This window comes from Streptomyces sp. 63XJN7_1_ISO-PGPR-S23-121 (assembly GCF_056173025.1).
Genome location: NZ_CM149653.1, coordinates 1,642,391 through 1,662,530 on the forward strand (window position 1 = coordinate 1,642,391; position 20,140 = coordinate 1,662,530).

General features: G+C 72.4%; 12 protein-coding genes and 2 pseudogenes. 9 read left to right on the forward strand and 5 right to left on the reverse strand.

The window, feature by feature from the left end; translation table 11 throughout:
• From AC0VYN_RS07660 to AC0VYN_RS07680, 5 genes and pseudogenes are all read left to right on the forward strand, one after another.
• Positions 1 to 1,179: an ABC transporter ATP-binding protein gene (locus tag AC0VYN_RS07660; RefSeq protein ID WP_451690477.1), complete on the forward strand. Its 1,179-nt coding sequence runs from the start codon at positions 1 to 3 to the stop codon at positions 1,177 to 1,179.
• A complete protein-coding gene (locus AC0VYN_RS07665) occupies positions 1,179 to 2,108 on the forward strand; it encodes an ABC transporter permease (protein WP_475535305.1) in 930 nt (309 codons plus the stop codon). The genes AC0VYN_RS07660 and AC0VYN_RS07665 overlap by 1 nt, the downstream gene beginning before the upstream one ends.
• On the forward strand, positions 2,109 to 2,909 hold the full coding sequence (locus AC0VYN_RS07670) for an ABC transporter permease (RefSeq protein WP_475535306.1): 801 nt from the start codon (positions 2,109 to 2,111) through the stop codon (positions 2,907 to 2,909).
• Between the two features lie 35 nt (positions 2,910 to 2,944).
• A complete protein-coding gene (locus tag AC0VYN_RS07675; protein WP_475535307.1) occupies positions 2,945 to 4,372 on the forward strand; it encodes an NAD(P)/FAD-dependent oxidoreductase in 1,428 nt (475 codons plus the stop codon).
• 113 nt (positions 4,373 to 4,485) lie between these two features.
• A pseudogene (locus AC0VYN_RS07680) lies at positions 4,486 to 5,149 on the forward strand (chitinase); the annotation flags it as partial.
• On the opposite strand, the gene AC0VYN_RS07685 reads toward AC0VYN_RS07680, so the two are convergent.
• Both AC0VYN_RS07685 and gabT read right to left on the reverse strand, forming a co-directional pair.
• Positions 5,088 to 5,762: a phosphatase PAP2 family protein gene (locus AC0VYN_RS07685; protein WP_475535308.1), complete on the reverse strand. Its 675-nt coding sequence runs from the start codon at positions 5,760 to 5,762 to the stop codon at positions 5,088 to 5,090. The pseudogene AC0VYN_RS07680 and the gene AC0VYN_RS07685 sit on opposite strands and share 62 nt — an antisense overlap.
• A 558-nt stretch (positions 5,763 to 6,320) precedes the next feature.
• Positions 6,321 to 7,655 carry a 4-aminobutyrate--2-oxoglutarate transaminase gene (gene gabT / locus AC0VYN_RS07690; RefSeq protein ID WP_385458558.1) on the reverse strand — a complete coding sequence of 445 codons (1,335 nt, stop codon included), beginning with the start codon at positions 7,653 to 7,655 and terminating at the stop codon, positions 6,321 to 6,323.
• Positions 7,656 to 7,905: 250 nt separating this feature from the next.
• Here gabT and AC0VYN_RS07695 point away from each other — a divergent pair, with 250 nt between their 5' ends.
• The 3 genes from AC0VYN_RS07695 (at position 7,906) to AC0VYN_RS07705 (ending at position 13,537) form a co-directional block, all read left to right on the forward strand.
• On the forward strand, positions 7,906 to 10,047 hold the full coding sequence (locus tag AC0VYN_RS07695; RefSeq protein ID WP_475535309.1) for an ATP-binding protein: 2,142 nt from the start codon (positions 7,906 to 7,908) through the stop codon (positions 10,045 to 10,047).
• A 131-nt stretch (positions 10,048 to 10,178) separates the two neighbouring features.
• On the forward strand, positions 10,179 to 11,858 hold the full coding sequence (locus tag AC0VYN_RS07700) for a PucR family transcriptional regulator (protein WP_475535310.1): 1,680 nt from the start codon (positions 10,179 to 10,181) through the stop codon (positions 11,856 to 11,858).
• Positions 11,859 to 12,091: 233 nt separating this feature from the next.
• Positions 12,092 to 13,537, forward strand: a complete 1,446-nt coding sequence (locus AC0VYN_RS07705) for an aldehyde dehydrogenase family protein (RefSeq protein ID WP_451690491.1) — start codon at positions 12,092 to 12,094, stop codon at positions 13,535 to 13,537.
• A gap of 526 nt (positions 13,538 to 14,063) precedes the next feature.
• Here AC0VYN_RS07705 and AC0VYN_RS07710 read toward each other — a convergent pair.
• Positions 14,064 to 14,657, reverse strand: coding sequence for a TetR/AcrR family transcriptional regulator (locus tag AC0VYN_RS07710; RefSeq protein ID WP_475535311.1), 594 nt, complete (start codon positions 14,655 to 14,657; stop codon positions 14,064 to 14,066).
• Positions 14,658 to 14,898: 241 nt separating this feature from the next.
• On the opposite strand from AC0VYN_RS07710, the gene AC0VYN_RS07715 reads away from it, so the two are divergent.
• Entirely contained in the window at positions 14,899 to 16,044 is a 1,146-nt protein-coding gene (locus AC0VYN_RS07715; protein ID WP_475535312.1) for an FAD-dependent oxidoreductase, read from the forward strand.
• On the opposite strand, the pseudogene AC0VYN_RS07720 reads toward AC0VYN_RS07715, so the two are convergent.
• A pseudogene (locus AC0VYN_RS07720) lies at positions 16,041 to 16,837 on the reverse strand (IS5 family transposase). The gene AC0VYN_RS07715 and the pseudogene AC0VYN_RS07720 overlap by 4 nt on opposite strands.
• A gap of 297 nt (positions 16,838 to 17,134) precedes the next feature.
• Positions 17,135 to 19,978, reverse strand: a complete 2,844-nt coding sequence (locus tag AC0VYN_RS07725; protein ID WP_475535313.1) for a glycoside hydrolase family 3 C-terminal domain-containing protein — start codon at positions 19,976 to 19,978, stop codon at positions 17,135 to 17,137.
• Positions 19,979 to 20,140 lie beyond the last annotated feature (162 nt).

The following is a 20,140-nucleotide window of genomic DNA, read 5'->3' on the forward strand; positions in this document are numbered from 1 at the left end:
ATGAAGACGACGACAGACGCGACGGATCGCGGCGGGGACGTCCGCCTCTCCGGCATCAGCAAGACCTACGGCTCCTTCACCGCCGTGCACCCGCTCGACCTGACCGTGCCACAGGGCTCCTTCTTCGCCCTGCTCGGCGCGTCCGGCTGCGGCAAGACCACGACCCTGCGCATGATCGCCGGACTGGAGGAGCCCAGCACCGGCACCGTCCACCTCGGCGACCAGGACGTGACCGCGCTCCCGCCCTACAAACGGCCGGTCAACACGGTCTTCCAGTCCTACGCCCTCTTCCCGCACCTCGACATCTTCGAGAACGTCGCCTTCGGCCTGCGCCGGCGCGGCATCAAGAGCGTGAAGAAGCAGGTCCAGGAGATGCTCGACCTCGTCCAGCTCGGCGAACAGGCCCGCAAGAAGCCGCACCAGCTCTCCGGCGGCCAGCAGCAGCGCGTCGCGGTCGCCCGCGCCCTGATCAACCACCCCAGGGTGCTGCTCCTCGACGAGCCGCTCGGCGCCCTCGACCTCAAGCTGCGCCGCCAGATGCAGCTGGAGCTCAAGCGCATCCAGACCGAGGTCGGGATCACCTTCGTGCACGTCACGCACGACCAGGAGGAGGCCATGACGATGGCCGACCAGGTCGCCGTGATGAACGCGGGCCGCGTCGAGCAACTGGGCGCGCCCGCCGACCTGTACGAGAACCCGCGGACCACCTTCGTGGCCAACTTCCTCGGCACCTCCAACCTCATCGAGGCGGAGGTGGACACCCGCAGCGGCGACGACGTCGTGGTGCGGGCGGCCGGCGACAAGCTGGTCCTGCCCGGCGCCCGCTGTTCCGCGCCGGCGCGGGCCGGCGGCAAGGTGCTGGTCGGCGTGCGCCCGGAGAAGATCAGCCTCACCCACGCGGACGAGGCCGGATCCATACCCGAGGGCCGCAACCGCATCACCGGGAGGATCAGCGGCACCAGCTTCATCGGCGTCTCCACGCAGTACGTCGTGGACTGCGTGGCCTGCCCCGAGTTCGAGGTCTACGCCCAGAACATCGACCGCGACCCCCGCCTGGTGGCCGGCGCCGACGTCGTCCTGCACTGGAACCCGGAGCACACCTTCGGCCTGGACGCGGCGCAGTCCCTGCATGCCGGGACGACGGGCGACGCGGGCCCGGCCGAGGAGGAGGCGGCCTGATGCCGACGCTCACCGAGGCGCCCCCGCCGCTCGCCCCGGCCGCACCGGAGAAGAAGCACCCGCGCAGGCGGGGCCGCCTCACCCCGTACTGGCTGCTGCTGCCCGGCATCCTGTGGCTGATCGTGTTCTTCGCCGCGCCGATGATCTACCAGGCCTCCACGTCCGTGCAGACGGGCTCGCTGGAGGAGGGCTACAAGGTCACCTGGCACTTCGCCACTTACTGGGACGCCCTGTCCGAGTACTGGCCGCAGTTCCTGCGCTCGGTCGCCTACGCCGCCTCCGCGACCGTGCTGTGCCTGCTGCTCGGCTATCCGCTCGCCTACCTGATCGCGTTCCGGGCCGGCCGCTGGCGGAACCTGATCATGATCCTGGTGATCGCGCCGTTCTTCACCAGCTTCCTGATCCGCACCCTGGCCTGGAAGACGATCCTCGCGGACGGCGGGCCCGTCGTCGGCGCCCTGAACACCCTGCACGTCCTGGACGTCACCAGCTGGCTCGGCTGGACCTCCGGCGACCGTGTGCTCGCCACCCCGCTCGCGGTGGTGTGCGGTCTGACGTACAACTTCCTGCCGTTCATGATCCTTCCGCTGTACACGTCGCTCGAGCGGATCGACGGGCGGCTGCACGAGGCGGCGGGCGATCTGTACGCGAAGCCGTCCACGGTGTTCCGCAAGGTCACCTTCCCGCTGTCGATGCCGGGCGTGGTCTCCGGCACCCTGCTGACCTTCATCCCGGCCACCGGCGACTACGTCAACGCCTCCCTGCTGGGCTCGGCCGACACCGGAATGATCGGCAACGTGATCCAGTCCCAGTTCCTGCGGGTGCTGGACTATCCGACGGCCGCGGCGCTGTCCTTCATCCTCATGGCCGCGATCCTCGCCATGGTCACCGTCTACATCCGCAAGTCCGGCACGGAGGATCTGGTTTAAATGACCTTCGTCAACTGGCTGAAGCGCCACCTGGTCGTCATCGCGGGCCTGTTCACGCTCGCCTATCTCCTGCTGCCCAACGTCGTCGTCACGGTGTTCTCGTTCAACAAGCCGAACGGGCGCTTCAACTACGCGTGGCAGCAGTTCTCCACGGACGCCTGGAAGGACCCGTGCGGGGTCGCCGGGCTCTGCGGCTCCCTGTCGCTCAGTCTCCAGATCGCCTTCTGGGCGACGCTGGGCGCCACCGCCCTCGGTACGGCGATCGCCTTCGCCCTGGTCCGCTACCGCTTCCGGGCGCGCGGCGCGATCAACTCGCTGATCTTCCTGCCGATGGCGATGCCCGAGGTCGTGATGGCCGCCTCGCTGCTCACCCTGTTCCTCAACATGGGGGCGCGGCTGGGCTTCTGGACGGTCCTCATCGCCCACGTCATGTTCTGCCTCAGCTTCGTGGTGACGGCCGTCAAGGCGCGCGTCATGTCGATGGACCCGCGGCTGGAGCAGGCCGCGCAGGACCTGTACGCCGGGCCCTTCCAGACCTTCGTCCGGGTCACGCTGCCCATCGCGGCCCCCGGGATCGCCGCCGGCGCGCTGCTCGCCTTCGCGCTCTCCTTCGACGATTTCATCATCACCAACTTCAACGCGGGATCCACCGTCACCTTCCCCATGTTCGTGTGGGGATCGGCCCAGCGCGGGACGCCCGTCCAGATCAACGTCGTCGGCACGGCCATGTTCGTCGTCGCCGTGCTGTTCGTCCTGGCCTCCATGGTCATCGGCAACCGCCGCAATCGCCGCAAGGCGTGACGCACCGCCTCACGCATTCGTAGGGAGTTGAAATCATGGCCCCGAGCGCCATGAGCCGCAGCAACGACTGGACGAGATCCCTCTCCGACGCCCAGCCGGTCCCGTACTGGCTGGACGACCCCGGCCGCCCCCGCCCCGAGCCCGCCCTCACCGGTCCCACCACCTGCGACCTGCTGGTCGTCGGCGGCGGCTACAGCGGACTGTGGACCGCGCTGATCGCCAAGGAGCGCGACCCGGGCCGGGACGTGGTGCTGCTGGAGGGCCGCGAGGTGGGCTGGGCCGCCTCCGGCCGCAACGGCGGTTTCTGCGCGGCCTCCCTCACGCACGGGCTGTCCAACGGCCTCACCCGGTGGCCCGGCGAGATCCACCGGCTTCAGGAGCTGGGCGCCCGCAACCTCGACGCGATCGAGGCCGCGGTGGCCCGGTACTCCCTCGACTGCGAGTTCGAACGCACCGGCGAGATCGACGTCGCGACCGAGCCGTACCAGGCCCGGGAACTGGCGGACTGGTACGAGGAGATCCGGACGAAGGGCCTCGCCGACGGCATCGAGTACCTGGACGCCGACGCCGTCCGGGAACAGGTCGACTCACCCACCTTCCGGGCCGGCCTGTACGACCGCCGGGGCGTGGCCATGGTCAACCCCGCCAAGCTCGTCTGGGGCCTCAAGCGGGCCTGCCTCGACCTCGGCGTGCGCATCCACGAGCACACCCCGGCGCTCACCCTGCGGCCGTACGGCGCCGGCATGTCCGTGCGCACCCCGTACGGCGGTGTCCGCGCCCGCACCGTCGCGCTCGGCACCAACGTCTTCCCGAACCTGGTCAGGCGGGTGCGCTCCTACACCGTCCCGGTCTACGACTACGCCCTGATGACCGAGCCGCTCACCGAGGGGCAACTCGCCTCGATCGGCTGGAAGAACCGGCAGGGCCTCGGCGACAGCGCCAACCAGTTCCACTACTTCCGGCTGTCCGCCGACAACCGGATCCTGTGGGGCGGTTACGACGCGGTCTATCCGTACGGCGGACGGGTGCGCGCCGAGTACGACGAGCGTCCGGAGACGTACGCCAGGCTGGCCGGGCACTTCTTCACCTGCTTCCCGCAGCTGGAGGGCGTCCGCTTCACGCACGCCTGGGGCGGCGCCATCGACACCTGCTCGCGCTTCTCGGCGTTCTTCGGCACCGCGCACGGGGGCCGGGTCGCCTACGCGGCCGGGTACACCGGCCTCGGCGTGGGCGCGACCCGGTTCGGCGCCGAGGTGATGCTCGACCTGCTGGCGGGGGAGCGCACCGAGCGCACCGCCCTGGAGATGGTGCGCAGGAAGCCGCTGCCGTTCCCGCCCGAGCCCTTCGCCTGGACCGGCATCGCGCTCACCAAGTGGTCCCTGGCCCGGGCGGACGCGCGGGACGGCCGGCGCAACCTGTGGCTGCGGACGATGGACAGGCTGGGCCTCGGCTTCGACAGCTGACCGGCCCGGACCCGGGGTGTGACGCGGTTCACCCCAATGAGTCGCACCGACCCGCGTAATGCCCGCCCGGACGGCCGGACCCGGCAGCTGGATCGTCGTGCCGTACCCGGGGCGGCCTCGACATCGACTTCGAGGGCCACTCCCTCTCCCTGAACGCCGACGACACGGACTTCCGGAACCCGAGGACCCCGGTGATCGTCAACCTGATCTCGGCCGTCAGGACCCTGAAGGCCCGGTACGGCGACGACTTCGTGCTGACCATGGCCCCGGAGACCTTCTTCGTGCAGAACGGCTACCAGTTCTACGGCACCGGCAAGTGGGGCGGCCAGGACCCGCGGCTGCGGCGCCTATCTCCCGGTCATCCACGCCCTGCGCGACGACCTGACCCTGCTGCACGTCCAGGACTACGACTCCGGCCCGGTCATGGGGCTCGACAACCAGTACCACTCCATGGGCGGCGCCGACTTCCACATCGCCATGACGGACATGCTGCTCACCGGCTTCCCGGTCGCGGGCGACGCGAACAACGTCTTCCCGCCGCTGCGCCCCGACCAGGTCGCGATCGGCATGCCCGCCTTCACCAACGCGGGCAACGGCCACGTCTCACCGGCCGAGGTCACCAAGGCCCTCGACTGCCTGACCAGGAAGACCGACTGCGGCTCGTACACCACCCACGGCACCTGGCCGGGCCTGCGCGGCCTGATGACCTGGTCGATCAACTGGGACCGGTACGCGAACTGGGAGTTCCAGCGGAACTTCGACGCCTACTTCGGCTGAGCGGCAGCGACACACCCGTCAGCAGGACCGCCCCCAGGCACCAGCTGGCCACCACGTCCAGCGGCCAGTGGTAGCCCCGGCGGACCAGCCCGTAGGAGACGCCGAGGACGAGGACGGCGCAGAGCACGACGAGCAGGCGGCGCACGGCCGGCGCACGCAGCAGCGGAAGGAGCAGCAGCGTCGCCGCGCCGTACGCGACGACCGCCGTGGCGGTGTGGCCGGACGGGTAGTAGCCGACGGCCGGGGGCACCGCCGGGGTGCCGGGGCGGTCGGTCCACTCCTTCAGCGGGGCGACCAGCGCCGGCACCAGGACCATGGCCGCGACCCCGGCGAGGGGCGGCAGCCACCAGCGGTCCACACCTCTGGCACGTCCGAGCCACGCGACACCGGCCAGTGCGAGGGCGAGGACGGGCACCGCCACCTGCACGTCGCCCAGGTCGGCCAGCAGCTCGGAGAAGCGGTCCGGGTGGACGAACGCCCGGCTCACCCGCTCGTCCATCCCCACCAGCGGCCCGTCGGCGACGACCTGCCAGGTGATCAGGACGAAGAGCAGCACGGGCACGGCGAGCAGCCCGAGCGGGCCGCGGAGCGGGCGGGGTGAGGAGACCGGCATGGCACCAGCCTGCCAGGCTCCGGCTCTCGCGTGCGCTCACCGCCCGTGCGGAGCGTACGAGTGCCGCGGAAACGTGGGCGGGCCGGGTGATAGCCCCGAGCGAACACCGAGGGGCCGGCACAAGGGGGGGAGTGTGCCGGCCCCTCGGTGAACCACCGTCCCGGGTGCCGAGGCGGCGTCCTGACCGGAACGTCGCGCGCCCCGGGGGGTTTGGGGCGAGCGACCGTCCGATCGGTGAGGAGACCCGGAACCCTCGGGTCCCGGTTGTGTGCGCGAGGCACGACCAGGTCGAAGCTGGGGAGGCTCCGGCCTGAGCTTCCGCCCACGGTCCCCCGTGGGCGGGGTGCATCTCTCATCTGCGTAGAACCTACGGCAGGGGGTGGGCTCAGGACAGGGCCATCGGCGACCTGACATCCACCCCCCACACCTTCTTCACACGCTCTGCGGTTCGCCGTGCCAGGCGTGCGAACCACGGCTCAGATGCGCGTTCGGCCGGTCGCGCACACGCGCGAGCCCGCACCTGCGGGTGCGGGCTCGCGGCGGGCTCGGGAGCGCGGTTCAGACGCGGGCGAAGCCCTGCTCGATGATGTCGAGGCCCTCGTTCAGCAGGTCCTCGCCGATGACCAGCGGCGGCAGGAAACGCAGCACGTTGCCGTAGGTGCCACAGGTCAGGACCAGCAGGCCCTCGGCGTGGCAGGCCTTGGCGAGCGCGGCGGTCGCCTCCGGGTTCGGCTCCTTGGTGGCGCGGTCCTTGACCAGCTCCACGGCGATCATCGCGCCGCGGCCCCGGACGTCGCCGATGATGTCGAACTTCTCGGCCATGGCGGTGAGGCGGGCCTTCATGACCTCCTCGATCCGCTTCGCCCTCGCGTTGAGGTCGAGCTCCTTCATCGTCTCGATCGCGCCGAGCGCACCCGCGCAGGCGACCGGGTTGCCGCCGTAGGTGCCGCCGAGGCCGCCGGCGTGCGCGGAGTCCATGATCTCGGCGCGGCCGGTGACGGCGGCCAGCGGCAGACCGCCGGCGATGCCCTTGGCGGTGGTGATCAGGTCCGGCACGATGCCCTCGTCCTCGCACGCGAACCACTGGCCGGTGCGGCAGAAGCCGGACTGGATCTCGTCCGCGACGAAGACGATGCCGTGGTCGGCGGCGAACTGGCGGATCGCCGGCAGGAAGCCCTTGGCCGGCTCGATGAAGCCGCCCTCGCCGAGCACCGGCTCGATGATGATCGCGGCCACGTTCTCGGCGCCGACCTGCTTGGCGATCTGGTCGATCGCCTGGGCGGCGGCCTCCGGGCCGGCGTTCTCCGGGCCGGTCGGCCAGCGGTAGCCGTAGGCGACCGGCACGCGGTACACCTCGGGCGCGAACGGACCGAAGCCCTGCTTGTACGGCATGTTCTTCGCCGTCAGCGCCATGGTGAGGTTGGTCCGGCCGTGGTAGCCGTGGTCGAAGACGACGACCGCCTGGCGCTTGGTGTACGCACGGGCGATCTTGACGGCGTTCTCGACGGCCTCGGCGCCGCTGTTGAACAGCGCCGACTTCTTGGCGTGGTCGCCCGGGGTCAGCTCGGCCAGCGCCTCCGCGACGGCGACGTAGCCCTCGTACGGCGTGACCATGAAGCAGGTGTGGGTGAAGTCGGCGAGCTGGGCGGACGCCTTGCGGACGACGGCCTCGGCGGAGGCGCCGACGGAGGTCACGGCGATGCCGGAGCCGAAGTCGATCAGGCTGTTGCCGTCGACGTCCTCGATGACACCGCCGCCGGCGCGCGTGACGAAGACGGGCAGCGTGGAGCCCACGCCCTGCGCGACCGCGGCGGTCCGGCGGGCCTGCAGCTCCTGCGACTTCGGGCCGGGAATGGCGGTGACGACGCGGCGCTCCTGCGGAAGTGCGGTCATGGGGGCTCCTGTGGCTCTTTTCGGACGCTTGCCTTCTTTTCTCGCAGGCTAGGACCGGGAGCGGGGGGTGGGCATGCTCCATGTGGGCGTTGTCCGCGCCGCCGGTTGTCCGCGGTGGACAGGTGGCGGACGGGGAGACATGTGGACACGTCGGCGCGGGCCCGGCCGCGTAAGCGGTGAACTCGCCCTGGGAGGGCGTTAGATTGGCTCGCGGACGGTGGACGGAGCGGCTGGTCAGGGGGCAACGGCGATGGACAGCGACGGCATGCGGGACACGCGGGGTACGCACGCGAATCCTGTGCCGCGTCCGGCGGGGCCCCCCGAGGTGCCCGCGGCGCCGCCGCGGCCGACCCGGCAGCCCGGGACGCCCCCGGCACCGGCGGTGCCCCCGCTGCCGGACGGCTCGGCGTTCCTGGCCTGGCTGCGCACCCCGCGCCCCGAGGCGCTGCCCGGTGTGTGGCGCTTCGGGCACCGGCCGCGACCGGAGGAGGAGCCCGAGCTGATCCCGGCGCGGCAACTGCTGAGCGGGGCGCTGATCGCCTTCCTGGTCGGCTGGCTGATCTGGTCGCTGCTGTGGAACGGCTACCTCGGCGGCTGGTGGCTGCTGCCCCTCTACGCCATGATCCCGGACTCCTGGGCCGAGCCCCACAGCTTCGGCGCGGTCGTGGCCGTCTACGCCTACTACGTCCTGATCGCCGCGATCATCATGGTCGGCGTCGGCCGGCTCGGCCGCTGGAGTGAGATCTGGCGCCGCTACGGCCCGCCCGCCTGGCGCCGATCCACCCCGGGCGGCGGCCCGCCGCCCGCCCCCGAGGAGGACCCCGCCGCCTGGCCCGCCCTGCGCGCCGCCGGTGCCGCCGACGCCGCCGAACGGCTCGCCGCAGACGCGCGCTCCGGGCTGATGCGGGACGTCGACCACGCCCGCATCGCCCGCGCCTGGCAGGGCGTGGTGCGCGGCCGGCACAGCCTCGCCACGTTCACCGGTGCCGTGCTCAGCCACGGCGCCGGCGCCTGCCCGCACCCCTCAGGCGCCCGCGACCTGCCCTCCCGGCAGGCCCGGCACGACCTGGTCACCGGGCAGGTACGGCTCGGCACGGCCGCCGACGACACCCGCAACCCCTACGCCTACCGCGGCGCGGGCCTCGCCCTCGGACCGGACCTGCTCGGCACCTCCCTGCTCGCCGTCGGACCGGCGGGGTCGGGCAAGACCGGCGCCGTCGTCCGGCCGGTCGCCGAGTCGCTGTGCCTGCACGCCCTGGCCGGCCGGGCCGCGGTCGTCGTGGTCGGCGCGGCCGGCGCCGGACTCGGCGCGGCCGACGCCTACGACGTCGTCGTGCGGATCGGGAACCCGGACTCCGTGTACGACCTCGACCTGTACGGCGGCACGACCGACCCCGACGAGGCCGCCGCCGTCCTCGCCGAGGCCCTGGTCGGCGACCTCGCCGACCCCCACCCCGGCAGCGACACCCGCCGCTCCACCACCGTCCTCGCCCAGCTCCTCGGCCCGTTCCGGGCGGTGCACGGACGCTTCCCCGGTGTACCGGAGCTGCGGCAGCTCCTCGACGGGACGCCCGGGCCGCTGGCCGAGCTGCGCCAGGGCCTGCAGGAGACCGGGCAGGAGTCGCTGCTGCGCGAACTGGACGCCCGTGAGCGGCAGATGGGGCACCCCGGCGACGTGGGCGGCATCCTGGCCGACCGGGTGGCGCTCCTCGACCGGCCCGCCTTCGCCTCCTTCTTCGACACCTCGGGACAGACCCGGCCGTTCTCGCTCAAGGCCCTCGACCATCCGGTGCGGGTCCGCATCGACCTGCCCGAGCGCGGCCACGCGGACGCCTCGCGCATCCTGGCCCGGCTGGTGCTCGCCCAGTTCACGGCGAGCGTGTCGGTGCGGGAGGACCGGTCGCTGTTCGCCTGCCTGGTGCTGGACGACGCGAGCGGTGTCGTCACGCCGGAGGCCGTCCGGGGCGTCCAGCGGCTGCGCTCCGCCGGCGCCGGGGTCCTCCTGACCCTGCGCACCCTGGACGACGTACCGCGTCCGCTGCGGGGGCCGCTGCTCGGGTCCATCGGGTGCCGGATGGCACTGTCCGGGCTCACGCCCTGGGACGGACAGGACTTCGCCGAGGTGTGGGGCAAGGAGTGGACCGAGGCCCGGGACGTCACCGACCGGCAGATCATCGCCGAGACCCCGGCCGGCAAGGCCGTGCACATGCTGCGCCGCGTGATCACCGGCAAGGCGCCCACCGCGCGGGCGGTCACGGTACGGCAGGTCGAGCGCGAGCGGTGGTCGGCGTCCGAGCTGGCGCACGCGGTGCCGGCGGGGCACGCGGTGCTGTCGCTGACGACCGTGGGCGGTGTGCACGCGCCGCCGCTGCTGGTGGATCTGCGCGGCTGAGGTCTCCGGCCGGGAATCCGCCGGGACCGTACGGTGAGGCAGAATCGACACAGGCCGTTCATACGCGGCGGCCAAAAGATCACAGAGATTCCACACCGCCCTCGCACACCTGTCGCAGACCTGAAGGCCCCATGCCCCCGACGCTCGCCTCGCTCGTCCACCACTCCGCGCTCAAGCTGACCGTGCGCGCGGGCGAGGACCGCCTCGACGTGCCGGTCCGCTGGGCGCACTCCAGCGAGCTCGCCGACCCCGTGCCCTACATGGAGGGCGGGGAGCTCCTGCTGATCACCGCGCTCACGCTGGACGCGCAGGACCCGGCGGCGATGCGCCGGTACGTGCGGCGGCTGGCCGGGGCCGGAGTGGTGGGGCTCGGGTTCGCCGTCGGGGTCCACTACGAGGACATACCGGAGGCGCTGGTCGAGGCCGCGCGGGAAGAGGGCCTGCCGCTGCTGGAGGTCCCGCGCCGCACGCCCTTCCTCGCCATCAGCAAGGCCGTGTCCGCGGCCATCGCCGCCGACCAGTACCGGGCGGTCACGGCGGGCTTCGCGGCTCAGCGGGAGCTGACCAGACAGGCACTGACCGACGGTCCGGAGGGGCTGCTGGGCTCGCTGGCCGCGCAGGTCGACGGCTGGGCGGCGCTCTACGACACCGCGGGCGCCGTCGTCGCCGCGGCGCCCGAGTGGGCGGGCCGCAGGGCCGCGCGGCTCACGGCGGACGTGCAGCGGCTGCGTGAGCGGCCCGCACCGGCCTCCTCGGTGGTCGGCGGAACCGGTGACTCGGACCACCCCGGGAACGCGGACCGCGTCGAGTTGCACTCCCTCGGCACCTCCCGCAAGGCCCGCGCGGCACTCGCGGTCGGTACGGCCGCGCCCCTCGGCACGGCCGAGCGGTACGCCGTCCACGCGGCCATCGCCCTGCTGACGCTCACCACGGAACGCTCCCGCTCCCTGCACGCGGCGGAGCAGCGCCTCGGCGCGGCCGTGCTGCGCATGCTCCTCGCCGGCGAGCCGGACCACGCCCGCGCGGTCGCCGGGGACCTGTACGGCGACCTGCTCGACGCGCCCTTCCGGATGATCGTCGCCGAGCCGGCGTCGGCCTCGGCCGCCCGAGCGCACGCCGGGCCGCAGCCGGGCGTGCCCGCCGGCAAGCCCTCCGCGGCCGCCCTGGCGGCGGCGGACACCGGCGGCGACCCGCTCGGCGCCCTCGCCGAGGTCGTCGAATCGGCGGCGGCACGGGCCGGCGAGGCGGTGCTCGTGGTGCCCGAGGGGGAGCGGCTGGTCGTCCTGGCCACCGACGAGGGCGCGGCCGTCGCCGCCTGCGCCGAGTACGCCGCGGCCCTGGAGGCCTCCCGGCCGACGCCGGAGCCGATCACGGGCGGCGACGGGGGAGGGCTGGTCGTCGGCCTGTCGGCGCCGTCCGGACCCATCGCCGCGTCCGCCGCCTACAAGCAGGCCGAGCAGGCGCTGTCGGTGGCCCGGCGCCGCGGCCGTGTCTGCGTGGAGCACGAACACCTGGCGGCCGGCTCGGTGCTGCCGCTGCTCGCCGACGACGCTGTGCGCGCCTTCGCCGACGGACTGCTGCGGGCGCTGCGCGACCACGACGCCACCGGCCGGGGCGACCTGGTGGCCTCCCTGCGCGCCTGGCTGTCCCGGCACGGCCAGTGGGACGCGGCGGCGGCCGACCTCGGCGTCCACCGCCACACCCTGCGCTACCGGATGCGCCGCGTGGAGGAGATCCTCGGCCGCTCCCTGGACGACCCGGACGTACGGATGGAGCTGTGGCTGGCGCTGAAGGCGACGGCGCCCGAATGACCGGTGCGGACCACCGGCCCGTCGCCAGCCCCGGTGGACGGGACGGGAAGGGGCGGCGGGGGCGACGAAGAATCCTGAACCCGGGCCCCGCCCCACCCAAGTCCGCCAATCCGTCGAACCCCCGCCCCCCACCACTCCGACTCGGACAAACACGACTCGCCGCGCCCCGCCCTACCGTGGACCCCGCACACCCCGTACACACACCCCCAACGCGGAAGGGCCGGGACTCCCCTATGACTTCCACCCACGCCTTCTGGCTCGCCGGCCGCCAGGCCACCGGTGAGGACACCTTCGACGTCACGTCCCCCTGGGACGGCCGCACCGTCGCCACGGTGAGCCTGCCGACCGACGCCCAGGTCGAGGAGGCCGTGGCCGCCGCGTACGCCGTACGGGACGAGTTCGCCGCCACCCCCGCCCACGTCCGCGCCGCCGCCCTGGACCACGTCAGCCGCCGCCTGGCCGAGCGCACCGAGGAGCTCGCCCGGCTGATCTCCGCCGAGAACGGCAAGCCGGTCAAGTGGGCCCGCGGCGAGGTCGGCCGCGCCGTGTCAGTCTTCCGCTTCGCGGCCGAGGAGGCCCGCCGCTTCAACGGCGGCGAGGCGCAGCGCCTGGACACCGACGCCGGCGGCCAGGGCCGGCTCGCGCTCACCCGCCGCTTCCCCAAGGGTGTCGTCCTCGGCATCGCGCCGTTCAACTTCCCGCTGAACCTGTGCGCCCACAAGGTCGCCCCGGCGATCGCGGCCGGTGCGCCGATCATCCTCAAGCCGGCCCCCGCCACCCCCCTGTCCGGCCTGATCCTCGGCGACCTGCTCGCCGAGACCGAGCTGCCCGCCGGCTCCTGGAGCATCCTGCCGGTCTCCAACGACCGCATGCCCGCCCTGGTCCAGGACGAGCGGCTGCCCGTCATCTCCTTCACCGGCTCCGAGGCCGTCGGTTACGCGATCATGGACTCGGTGCCGCGCAAGCACTGCACCCTGGAACTGGGCGGCAACGGCGCGGCCGTTGTCCTCGGGGACTGGGCGAGCGACCAGGACCTGGACTGGGCCGCGGCCCGCATCGCGACCTTCTCCAACTACCAGGGCGGCCAGTCCTGCATCTCGGTGCAGCGCGTGATCGCCGACGCCGCCGTGTACGACCGCCTGCTGCCGCGCATCGTCGCCGCCGTCGAGGCGCAGGTCACCGGTGACCCGAACGACGACGCCACCGACGTCGGCCCGCTGGTCAGCGAAGCCGCCGCCGAGCGCGTGGAGTCCTGGGTCGACGAGGCCGTCGCCGCGGGCGCGAAGCTCCTCACCGGCGGCAAGCGGGACGGCGCCTCCTACGCGCCGACCGTCCTGACCGACCTGCCGGCCGATGTCACCCTCGCGAGCGAGGAGGTCTTCGGTCCGGTGCTGAGCGTGCGGAAGGTGAACGGCGAGGACGAGGCGTTCGCCGCCGTCAACGACTCCAAGTACGGCCTCCAGGCAGGCGTGTTCACGCACGACCTGCAGGCCGCCTTCCGCGCCCACCGCGCCCTGGAGGTCGGTGGCGTGGTCATCGGCGACGTGCCCTCCTACCGCGCCGACCAGATGCCGTACGGCGGCGCCAAGCAGTCCGGCGTGGGCCGCGAGGGCGTCAGGTTCGCGATGGACGACTACACCTACGAGCGGGTCCTGGTCCTGACGGGCCTCGCCCTCTGACCCACCCCTGAAGGACCGACGGCCCGAACCCGCTGTGCGGGGGTTCGGGCCGTCGGTCGTTCCCCCCGTTCTCACCTGCGAGAACGGGGGGATTTCGACTTGTTCTCGCGAACTCGACCGGCATACTGGGCGTCATCCAACGGCTGGAACGGTTTGGTGCGTCGTCGACTGACGCCCAGTGGGCGCGCATCGAGCCGTCGCCGCCGGACGGGACTCCGAAGCGGGTGGGCGGTGCCGCGCGATCCGGTCGCACCTGCGCAAGCAGTGGCGCGGCCTGGCCACCCGCTACGACAAGATCGCCACCATCTACCTCACCGGACTCAGGTGCAAGTCCCGGCCGGCGCTCCAGAAGGCCATCGCCTCCGCGGCGGGGGCCTTAGGACTGGGATCAGAATGAGGTGCTTGCCGTTTTGGAATGACGGGGTGTCAGGTCTGGTTTGGCAGGCAGGGGGTGAGTGTGACCGATAGGCGTAGGGGGGGGCAAGCCGAGGCTGGTCGAGGACGGGCCCGGGAAACGGTTCAGGTGCTACGGCGCGGGCGGCTTGCTTGGCGGCTCCCAGCCGTGGGTGAGGATGTCGAAGATTGCCTCGATGGCGGCCCGGCGGTCCTGCCGGCCGCGAGCGAGAACCGGGACCTCGAGTACGAATCGGGCAAGAGCCACACATGCGAGGTTGTCGTGCCCCACGCCGAACTCGTCGGCGATGACTGCGCTGAGGCTGTCGGTGTACCGGGTCCACATGTGTTCGGCGTAGGCGCGCAGCACCGGCGTCGAGTTCACCAGGTTGGTGAACTCGGCCGCCTGAGGATGTGCCTCGATCGACGGCCAGGTGTCCAGGACGTGCTGTCGAAGGGCGTCGAGGATGCTCTGATCGGAGCGGCGCTGCCGCACCGCGGCGATCAGCTGTGACTCCCGGTCTTCGTCCTGGTCGAATACCAGTGCTTCCTTGCCGCTGAAGTGCTTGAACACCGTAGCGGTCGACACGTCGGCGGCGTCGGCGATGTCACGGATGCTCACCTGGTCGTAGCCGCGCTCCAGGAAGAGTCGCAGTGCGGCGTCGGCGATCGCCTGCCGGGTGGCCGCCTTCTTGCGGTCGCGGCGGCTGACAGAGGGCACGGTCATGACTACAGCATACTCGATAGTCGAATCAGTCGCTAAGTAGAGTCGTTGCACTTTTCGACTTGCTCTGATTCTATGGATGTGCGCGGGCACCTGAGCGGCACATCCTCGTCGGCCTGGTCATCGTCTGCACCGCGCCGACCTGTTCACCTGAGAGGCCCTCCGCGGGGCACATCCGGCGTTGGTGCCGAGGTCGACAATGCCCGGCCCGCTCGCCTCTCTTCGCCGACTGAAAGGGACAACCATGAACTCCCCAGAACCCGCCCGGGCACGCATCAGCGTCATCGGTGCCGGCCCCGGCGGACTGACCTGCGCCCGCATCCTCCAGCAGCACGGCATAGCGGTCACCGTCTACGACCGCGACCGGGGCCCCGACGCCCGCAACCAGGGTGGCACCCTCGACCTGCACGCCGACAACGGCCAGGTCGCCCTGCGCGAAGCCGGTCTGCTCGACGAGTTCTTCAAGCTCGCCCGCCCCGAAGGGCAGGAAATGCGCCAGATGGACCCGACCGGCACGATCACGTCCCATGAAGTCCCGGCGCCCGACGAACTCTTCAAGCCGGAAATCGACCGTGGCCAGCTGCGCAACCTGCTGCTCGACTCCCTGCAACCGGGAACCGTGTGCTGGGGCCGCGCCATCGACACGATCAGTGGACCCGACGACGGTCCGCGGCAATTGCACTTCACCGACGGCACGACCATCCAGACCGATCTGGTCATCGGCGCCGACGGCGCCTCCTCCCGCGTCCGCCCGGCCGTGTCCCCCGCCGTCCCCGAATACACCGGGGTGAGCTTCCTGGAAGCATGGTTCTCAGACGTCGAGAACCGGCACCCGGACCTGGCCGAGCTGGTCGGCCAGGGCAGCGCCCACGCAGCCGACGGCGAGCGCGGCCTGTTCGCCCAGCGCAACAGCGGAAACCACATCCGCGTCTACATCATCCAACGCGTCCCGGTCGACTGGATCAGCACGAGCGGCCTGACAGTCGAGGACACCGACGGCATCCGCGCCCTGCTCCTGGGCGAGTACGCCCACTGGTCGCCCCGCATACGCCGGATGATCACCGAGAACGACGGCCCCTACGTCGACCGTCCGATCTTTGCCCTCCCGGTCCCGCACACGTGGGAACACAACCCGACGGTGACCCTGCTCGGAGATGCCGCCCACCTCATGCCCCCGCTCGGCGTCGGCGTCAACCTCGCCATGCTCGACGCCAGCGAAATCGCCCTCGCTCTCGCGAACGCCACCACCGTCGCCGACGCGATCCGCACCTACGAGAAGACCATGCTCCCCCGCTCCACCGAGACGGCCAAGGCCCTCGAAGGCGGCGCCGAACACCTGCTGTCCACCGACGCACCCGACTTCGGCAGCAACAACGACGCCCAGCACTAGGGACTGACCGAGGTCTTCAGCCGTCGCCAGCAGATGATGGCGCAGCCGAGGGTGATGAAGGCTTGGTGGATGTCGTCGCGGATCTCCCAGCGGATGCGCAGGCGCCGCGAACCAGTGCAGCAGCGCGATGGCGCCCTAACGACCCAGCGGTGGACTCCGATACAGGAGCCGTGTTCGGCCGCGTCGGGCGATGACCGGGGTGATCTCGAGCCGGCGGACCTTGTCGCGGTAGACATCGTGGTCATAGCCGCGGTCGGCGTGGACCCGGCGGGGCGGCGCAGGGGTCGGCCGCTCCTGCCGCGGATCGGCGGAACGGGCTGGATCAGCGGGATCAGCTGGGTGACGTCGTTGCGGTTTCCACCGGCCAAGGTCACCGCCGGAGGGATGCCGTGCGCCTCGACAATCACGTGGTGCTTGCTGCCGGACTTGCCCCGGTCCACCGGGGAGCGCCCGGTGGCTGGTCCGCCCTTCATCGCGCGCACGTGCGAAGAGTCGACGGCGGCCTTGGAGAAGTCCAGCATCCCGGCCGCCCGCAGCTCGCCGGCAGCAGCTCGTGCAGGCGCTGCCACACCCCGGCCTCGTTCCAGTCCCGCAGCCGCCGCCAGCAGGTCATCCCCGATCCGAAGCCGAGCTCCTGCGGCAGGTGCCGCCACGGGATGCCGGTGTACAGCACGAGCAGGATCCCGCGCAGCACCCGACGGTCGTCGATCCGCCGAGGTCCCGGATACCGGAAACGCCGCTCGACCACCGGCAGCAGCGGCTCGATCCGCTCCCACAGACCGTCCTCGACCAGCCACGGCTTGCTCCCACCACGTGTCTCGGCCGGACACCCCCCTGTCTGGCAGGTGCCGACATGCACTGACGGCCCGTCATTCCCGAGCGAAGAAGCCCTCACTCTGATCCCAGTCCTCAGTCGGGCCTGGTCCGGGTGGGACGTGACGACCAAGCCGGTGACGCGCGCGTCCCCTGGTGACCCGGGAGAGCGGTGCTCCTGCCGTTCGGCGCACCGGGCGCACGCACCGGACGGGTCGGGGCCCGGCGCCGGTCGTACCGGTGCCGGGCCCCTTCTCGTGCCGGCTTCTCCGGACCCTCAGCCGGAGAAGCCGACGTGCGCGAGCCGCAGTGAGCCGCGCAGCCTGATGCGGAGGTCGTGCACGCCCTCGGCGGTCAGGGCGGCGCCGAGCTCCACGTAGTCGTACGGACCCGGCGTCGGCGTCTGCGGCGACAGCACCGCCGACGCGGGTTGCCCGTCGAGGGCGATCTCCACGGTGCCCCCGCCCGCCACCGCGACGGTCACCCGCGTGACGCCCGGTCCGAAGTCGCAGGCGCGGTAGAGCAGTTCGCCGGAGCCCTCCGCGACCGGCGTCACCGCGTCGCCCGACACCTTCGTGCGGTCCACGATCTCCGTGCCGCTCTGCTCGTCGAAGTCGGCCGCCTCCAGGCCGCGTTCGCGCACCGGGCGCGGTGCGGCGGGCTCGCCGTCGAGCGCGACCGTCGTCTCCAGGCGCACGTCCTCGCTGGAGGCGCCGGCCAGCAGGGCGTACGGGCCCGGCTCCAGCCGCCACCGGCCGTGGGCGACGTCCCAGAACGCGAAGGCGGACAGCGGCACGTCGAAGGACACCTCCGCCCGCTCGCCCGGGGCCAGGGCGAGCCGCCGGTGCGCCACCAGTTCCCGGCGCGGACGCGGCACCGAGGGCGCCTCGGCCCGGGTGTAGAGCTGGGCCACCTCGTCGGCGCGGACGTCGCCCGTGTTGGTGACCGTGAAGGACACCGACACCGCGTCGTCCGTCACCCGGGCCGAGAGGTCCGCGTACGCGAAGGACGCGTACGACAGGCCGTGCCCGAAGGGGAACAACGGGGTCCCCTCGAAGTACAGGTAGGTCTGCCGGCCGCCGATCACGTCGTAGTCGAGCAGAGCGGGCAGGTCGGCGTCGTCGGCGTACCAGGTCTGCGGGAGCCGCCCGGCGGGGGAGACGTCACCGGCCAGGACCCGGGCCAGCGCGGTGCCGGCCGCCTGACCGCCGTGCGCGGTCCACAGCACCGCCGGGAGGGCCTCGGCGTCGACCGCGTACGGGTAGGCGGAGACCAGCGCCAGCACCGTGCGCGGGTTGGCGGCCCGGGCCGCGCGCAGCAGCCGCTCCTGGTGGTCCGGCAGCCGCAGGGTCGTACGGTCCTCCGTCTCCCGGCCGTTGATGTGCGGGTCGTTGCCCGCCACCACCACGACCACGTCGGCCGCGGCCGCGGCCCGCGCCACCGCCTCCTCGCCGCGCTCGGCGACGACCAGCTCGAAGACCTCGCCCTCCACGCCGTCCGCGGCAACCCGCACGCCGTCGGCGGCGACACAGACGGGACGACCCGTTCCCGAGTGCCGGAGGAGGTGCCCGTTGCCGTGGGGTTCCAGGCGGAACGTCTCCTGTACGACCCAGCCGCCGGGCTGGTCGGCGGAGGCGCGGACGTACCCGTCCTCGGCGACCGACAGGTACCGGCCGTCGTGGGCGCGCAGGGTGAGCACGCCCTCGCCCCAGTCGACGAGCGCGAGTTCGCTGCCGGTGGCGTCGGTGGTGAGCGGCGGCAGGTCGGTGCGGCCGGCGACCAGGGCGGGGTCGAGGGCGCCCTCGGCGCCGGGCGCCCCGCCGGGGGTGTCCTCCGCGGGGAGCACGTGCAGGAACGTGCCGGCGGCCGTCCGCAGCCGGACCCGGTCCACGCCCTCCGCGAAGCCGACGGCCTGCGCGCCGAACCGCTCGTACAGGCCCTCCAGCGGGGTGGAGCGGTGGATGAGCGTGCCGCTGTACCAGTCGAGCTTGCACTCGTCGGCGAGCAGTCCGACCACGGCGACGCGGGTGTCCGGGGCCAGCGGCAGCACGCCGTCGTTCCGGAGCAGGACCACCGCCTGCTCGGCGGCCTCCAGGGCCAGCGCGCGGTGCTCCGGGGTGTCGAAGTCGGCGGTGACGGCGTACGGGTCCCGCGCCGGGTCGAACTCGCCGAGGCGGAAGCGGACCGAGAGCTGGCGGCGCACGGCCGCGTCGACGTCGGCCTCGGTGAGGAGCCCCCGCCCGAGGGCGCCGCGGACGCGCGCGACGATCTTCGAGGAGTCCGTGCCGTGGTCGGTGAAGCTGTCCACCCCGGCGCGCAGCGCGGCCGCGGTCGCCTCCTCGTGGGTGTCGAAGTAGTGCTCGGAGTCGACGAGGTTGGACGGGGCGCCGGCGTCCGAACAGACCAGCAGCTCCTCCTCCGTCCAGGTGCGCAGCTGCTCCCGCAGGTACGGGGAGAGGTGGTTCGGGCGGCCGTTGACCAGGTTGTACGCCGGCATCACGCCGGCCACCGCGCCCGCCTCGACCGTCTCGCGGAAGGCGCGCAGGTCGTACTCGTGCAGGACGCGCGGGCGGACGGAGGACGAGGCGGTGTCCCGGTCGGTCTCGTTGTTGTGGGCGAGCCAGTGCTTGAGCACCGGCGCCGTGCGCCAGTACGCCGGATGACCGCCGCGCAGTCCGCGCGTGTAGGCGGTGGCGATGGCCGAGGTGAGCCGCGGGTCCTCGGAGTAGCCCTCCTCGTTGCGGCCCCACAGGGGGTGGCGCAGCAGGTTGACGGTCGGGGACCACACGTTGAGGCCGACGCGTTCGTCGCGGGCGCGCATCGCCCGGGCCTCCTTGGACACCGCCTCGCCGACGCGGTGCACCAGTTCCTCGTTCCAGGTGGCGCCGAGGCCCACGGCCTGCGGGAACACGGTCGCCGGACCCATCCAGGCCACCCCGTGCAGCGCCTCCTGGCCGGTGCGGAACGCGGCGATGCCGAGCCGCTCGACGGCCGGGGCGAACTGGTGCAGGAAGGCGGTCTTCTCGTCGAGCGTCAGCCGCGACACCAGGTCGTCGACGCGCTTCCCGAGCGGCAGCTGCGGATCACGGAAAGGCGGCGTGGGCGGCGTGGGTGCGGTCACGTGGAGATCCCCTTGCGATGGAGCGGCGAGACGCTTTCGAAGCGCTTCGATGCTCATTCGGCACCGGGGCGGGTGTCAAGGCGTATCCGCACACTGACTCCGACTTCTCGTCACTGTCCAAGCGCTGCATGAATACGGTGAGTCGCCCAGGACCACGTACAC

What these genes read in the sequence shown, in the direction of transcription:
- AC0VYN_RS07675 (WP_475535307.1), top strand. Translation starts at nt 2,945, where the DNA reads ATGGCCCCGAGCGCCATGAGCCGCAGCAACGACTGGACGAGATCCCTC.
- AC0VYN_RS07700 (WP_475535310.1), top strand. Translation starts at nt 10,179, where the DNA reads ATGCCCCCGACGCTCGCCTCGCTCGTCCACCACTCCGCGCTCAAGCTG.
- AC0VYN_RS07660 (WP_451690477.1), top strand. Translation starts at nt 1, where the DNA reads ATGAAGACGACGACAGACGCGACGGATCGCGGCGGGGACGTCCGCCTC.
- AC0VYN_RS07670 (WP_475535306.1), top strand. Translation starts at nt 2,109, where the DNA reads ATGACCTTCGTCAACTGGCTGAAGCGCCACCTGGTCGTCATCGCGGGC.
- AC0VYN_RS07705 (WP_451690491.1), top strand. Translation starts at nt 12,092, where the DNA reads ATGACTTCCACCCACGCCTTCTGGCTCGCCGGCCGCCAGGCCACCGGT.
- AC0VYN_RS07665 (WP_475535305.1), top strand. Translation starts at nt 1,179, where the DNA reads ATGCCGACGCTCACCGAGGCGCCCCCGCCGCTCGCCCCGGCCGCACCG.
- AC0VYN_RS07710 (WP_475535311.1), bottom strand. Translation starts at nt 14,657, where the DNA reads ATGACCGTGCCCTCTGTCAGCCGCCGCGACCGCAAGAAGGCGGCCACC.
- AC0VYN_RS07695 (WP_475535309.1), top strand. Translation starts at nt 7,906, where the DNA reads ATGGACAGCGACGGCATGCGGGACACGCGGGGTACGCACGCGAATCCT.
- gabT (WP_385458558.1), bottom strand. Translation starts at nt 7,655, where the DNA reads ATGACCGCACTTCCGCAGGAGCGCCGCGTCGTCACCGCCATTCCCGGC.
- AC0VYN_RS07715 (WP_475535312.1), top strand. Translation starts at nt 14,899, where the DNA reads ATGAACTCCCCAGAACCCGCCCGGGCACGCATCAGCGTCATCGGTGCC.
- AC0VYN_RS07685 (WP_475535308.1), bottom strand. Translation starts at nt 5,762, where the DNA reads ATGCCGGTCTCCTCACCCCGCCCGCTCCGCGGCCCGCTCGGGCTGCTC.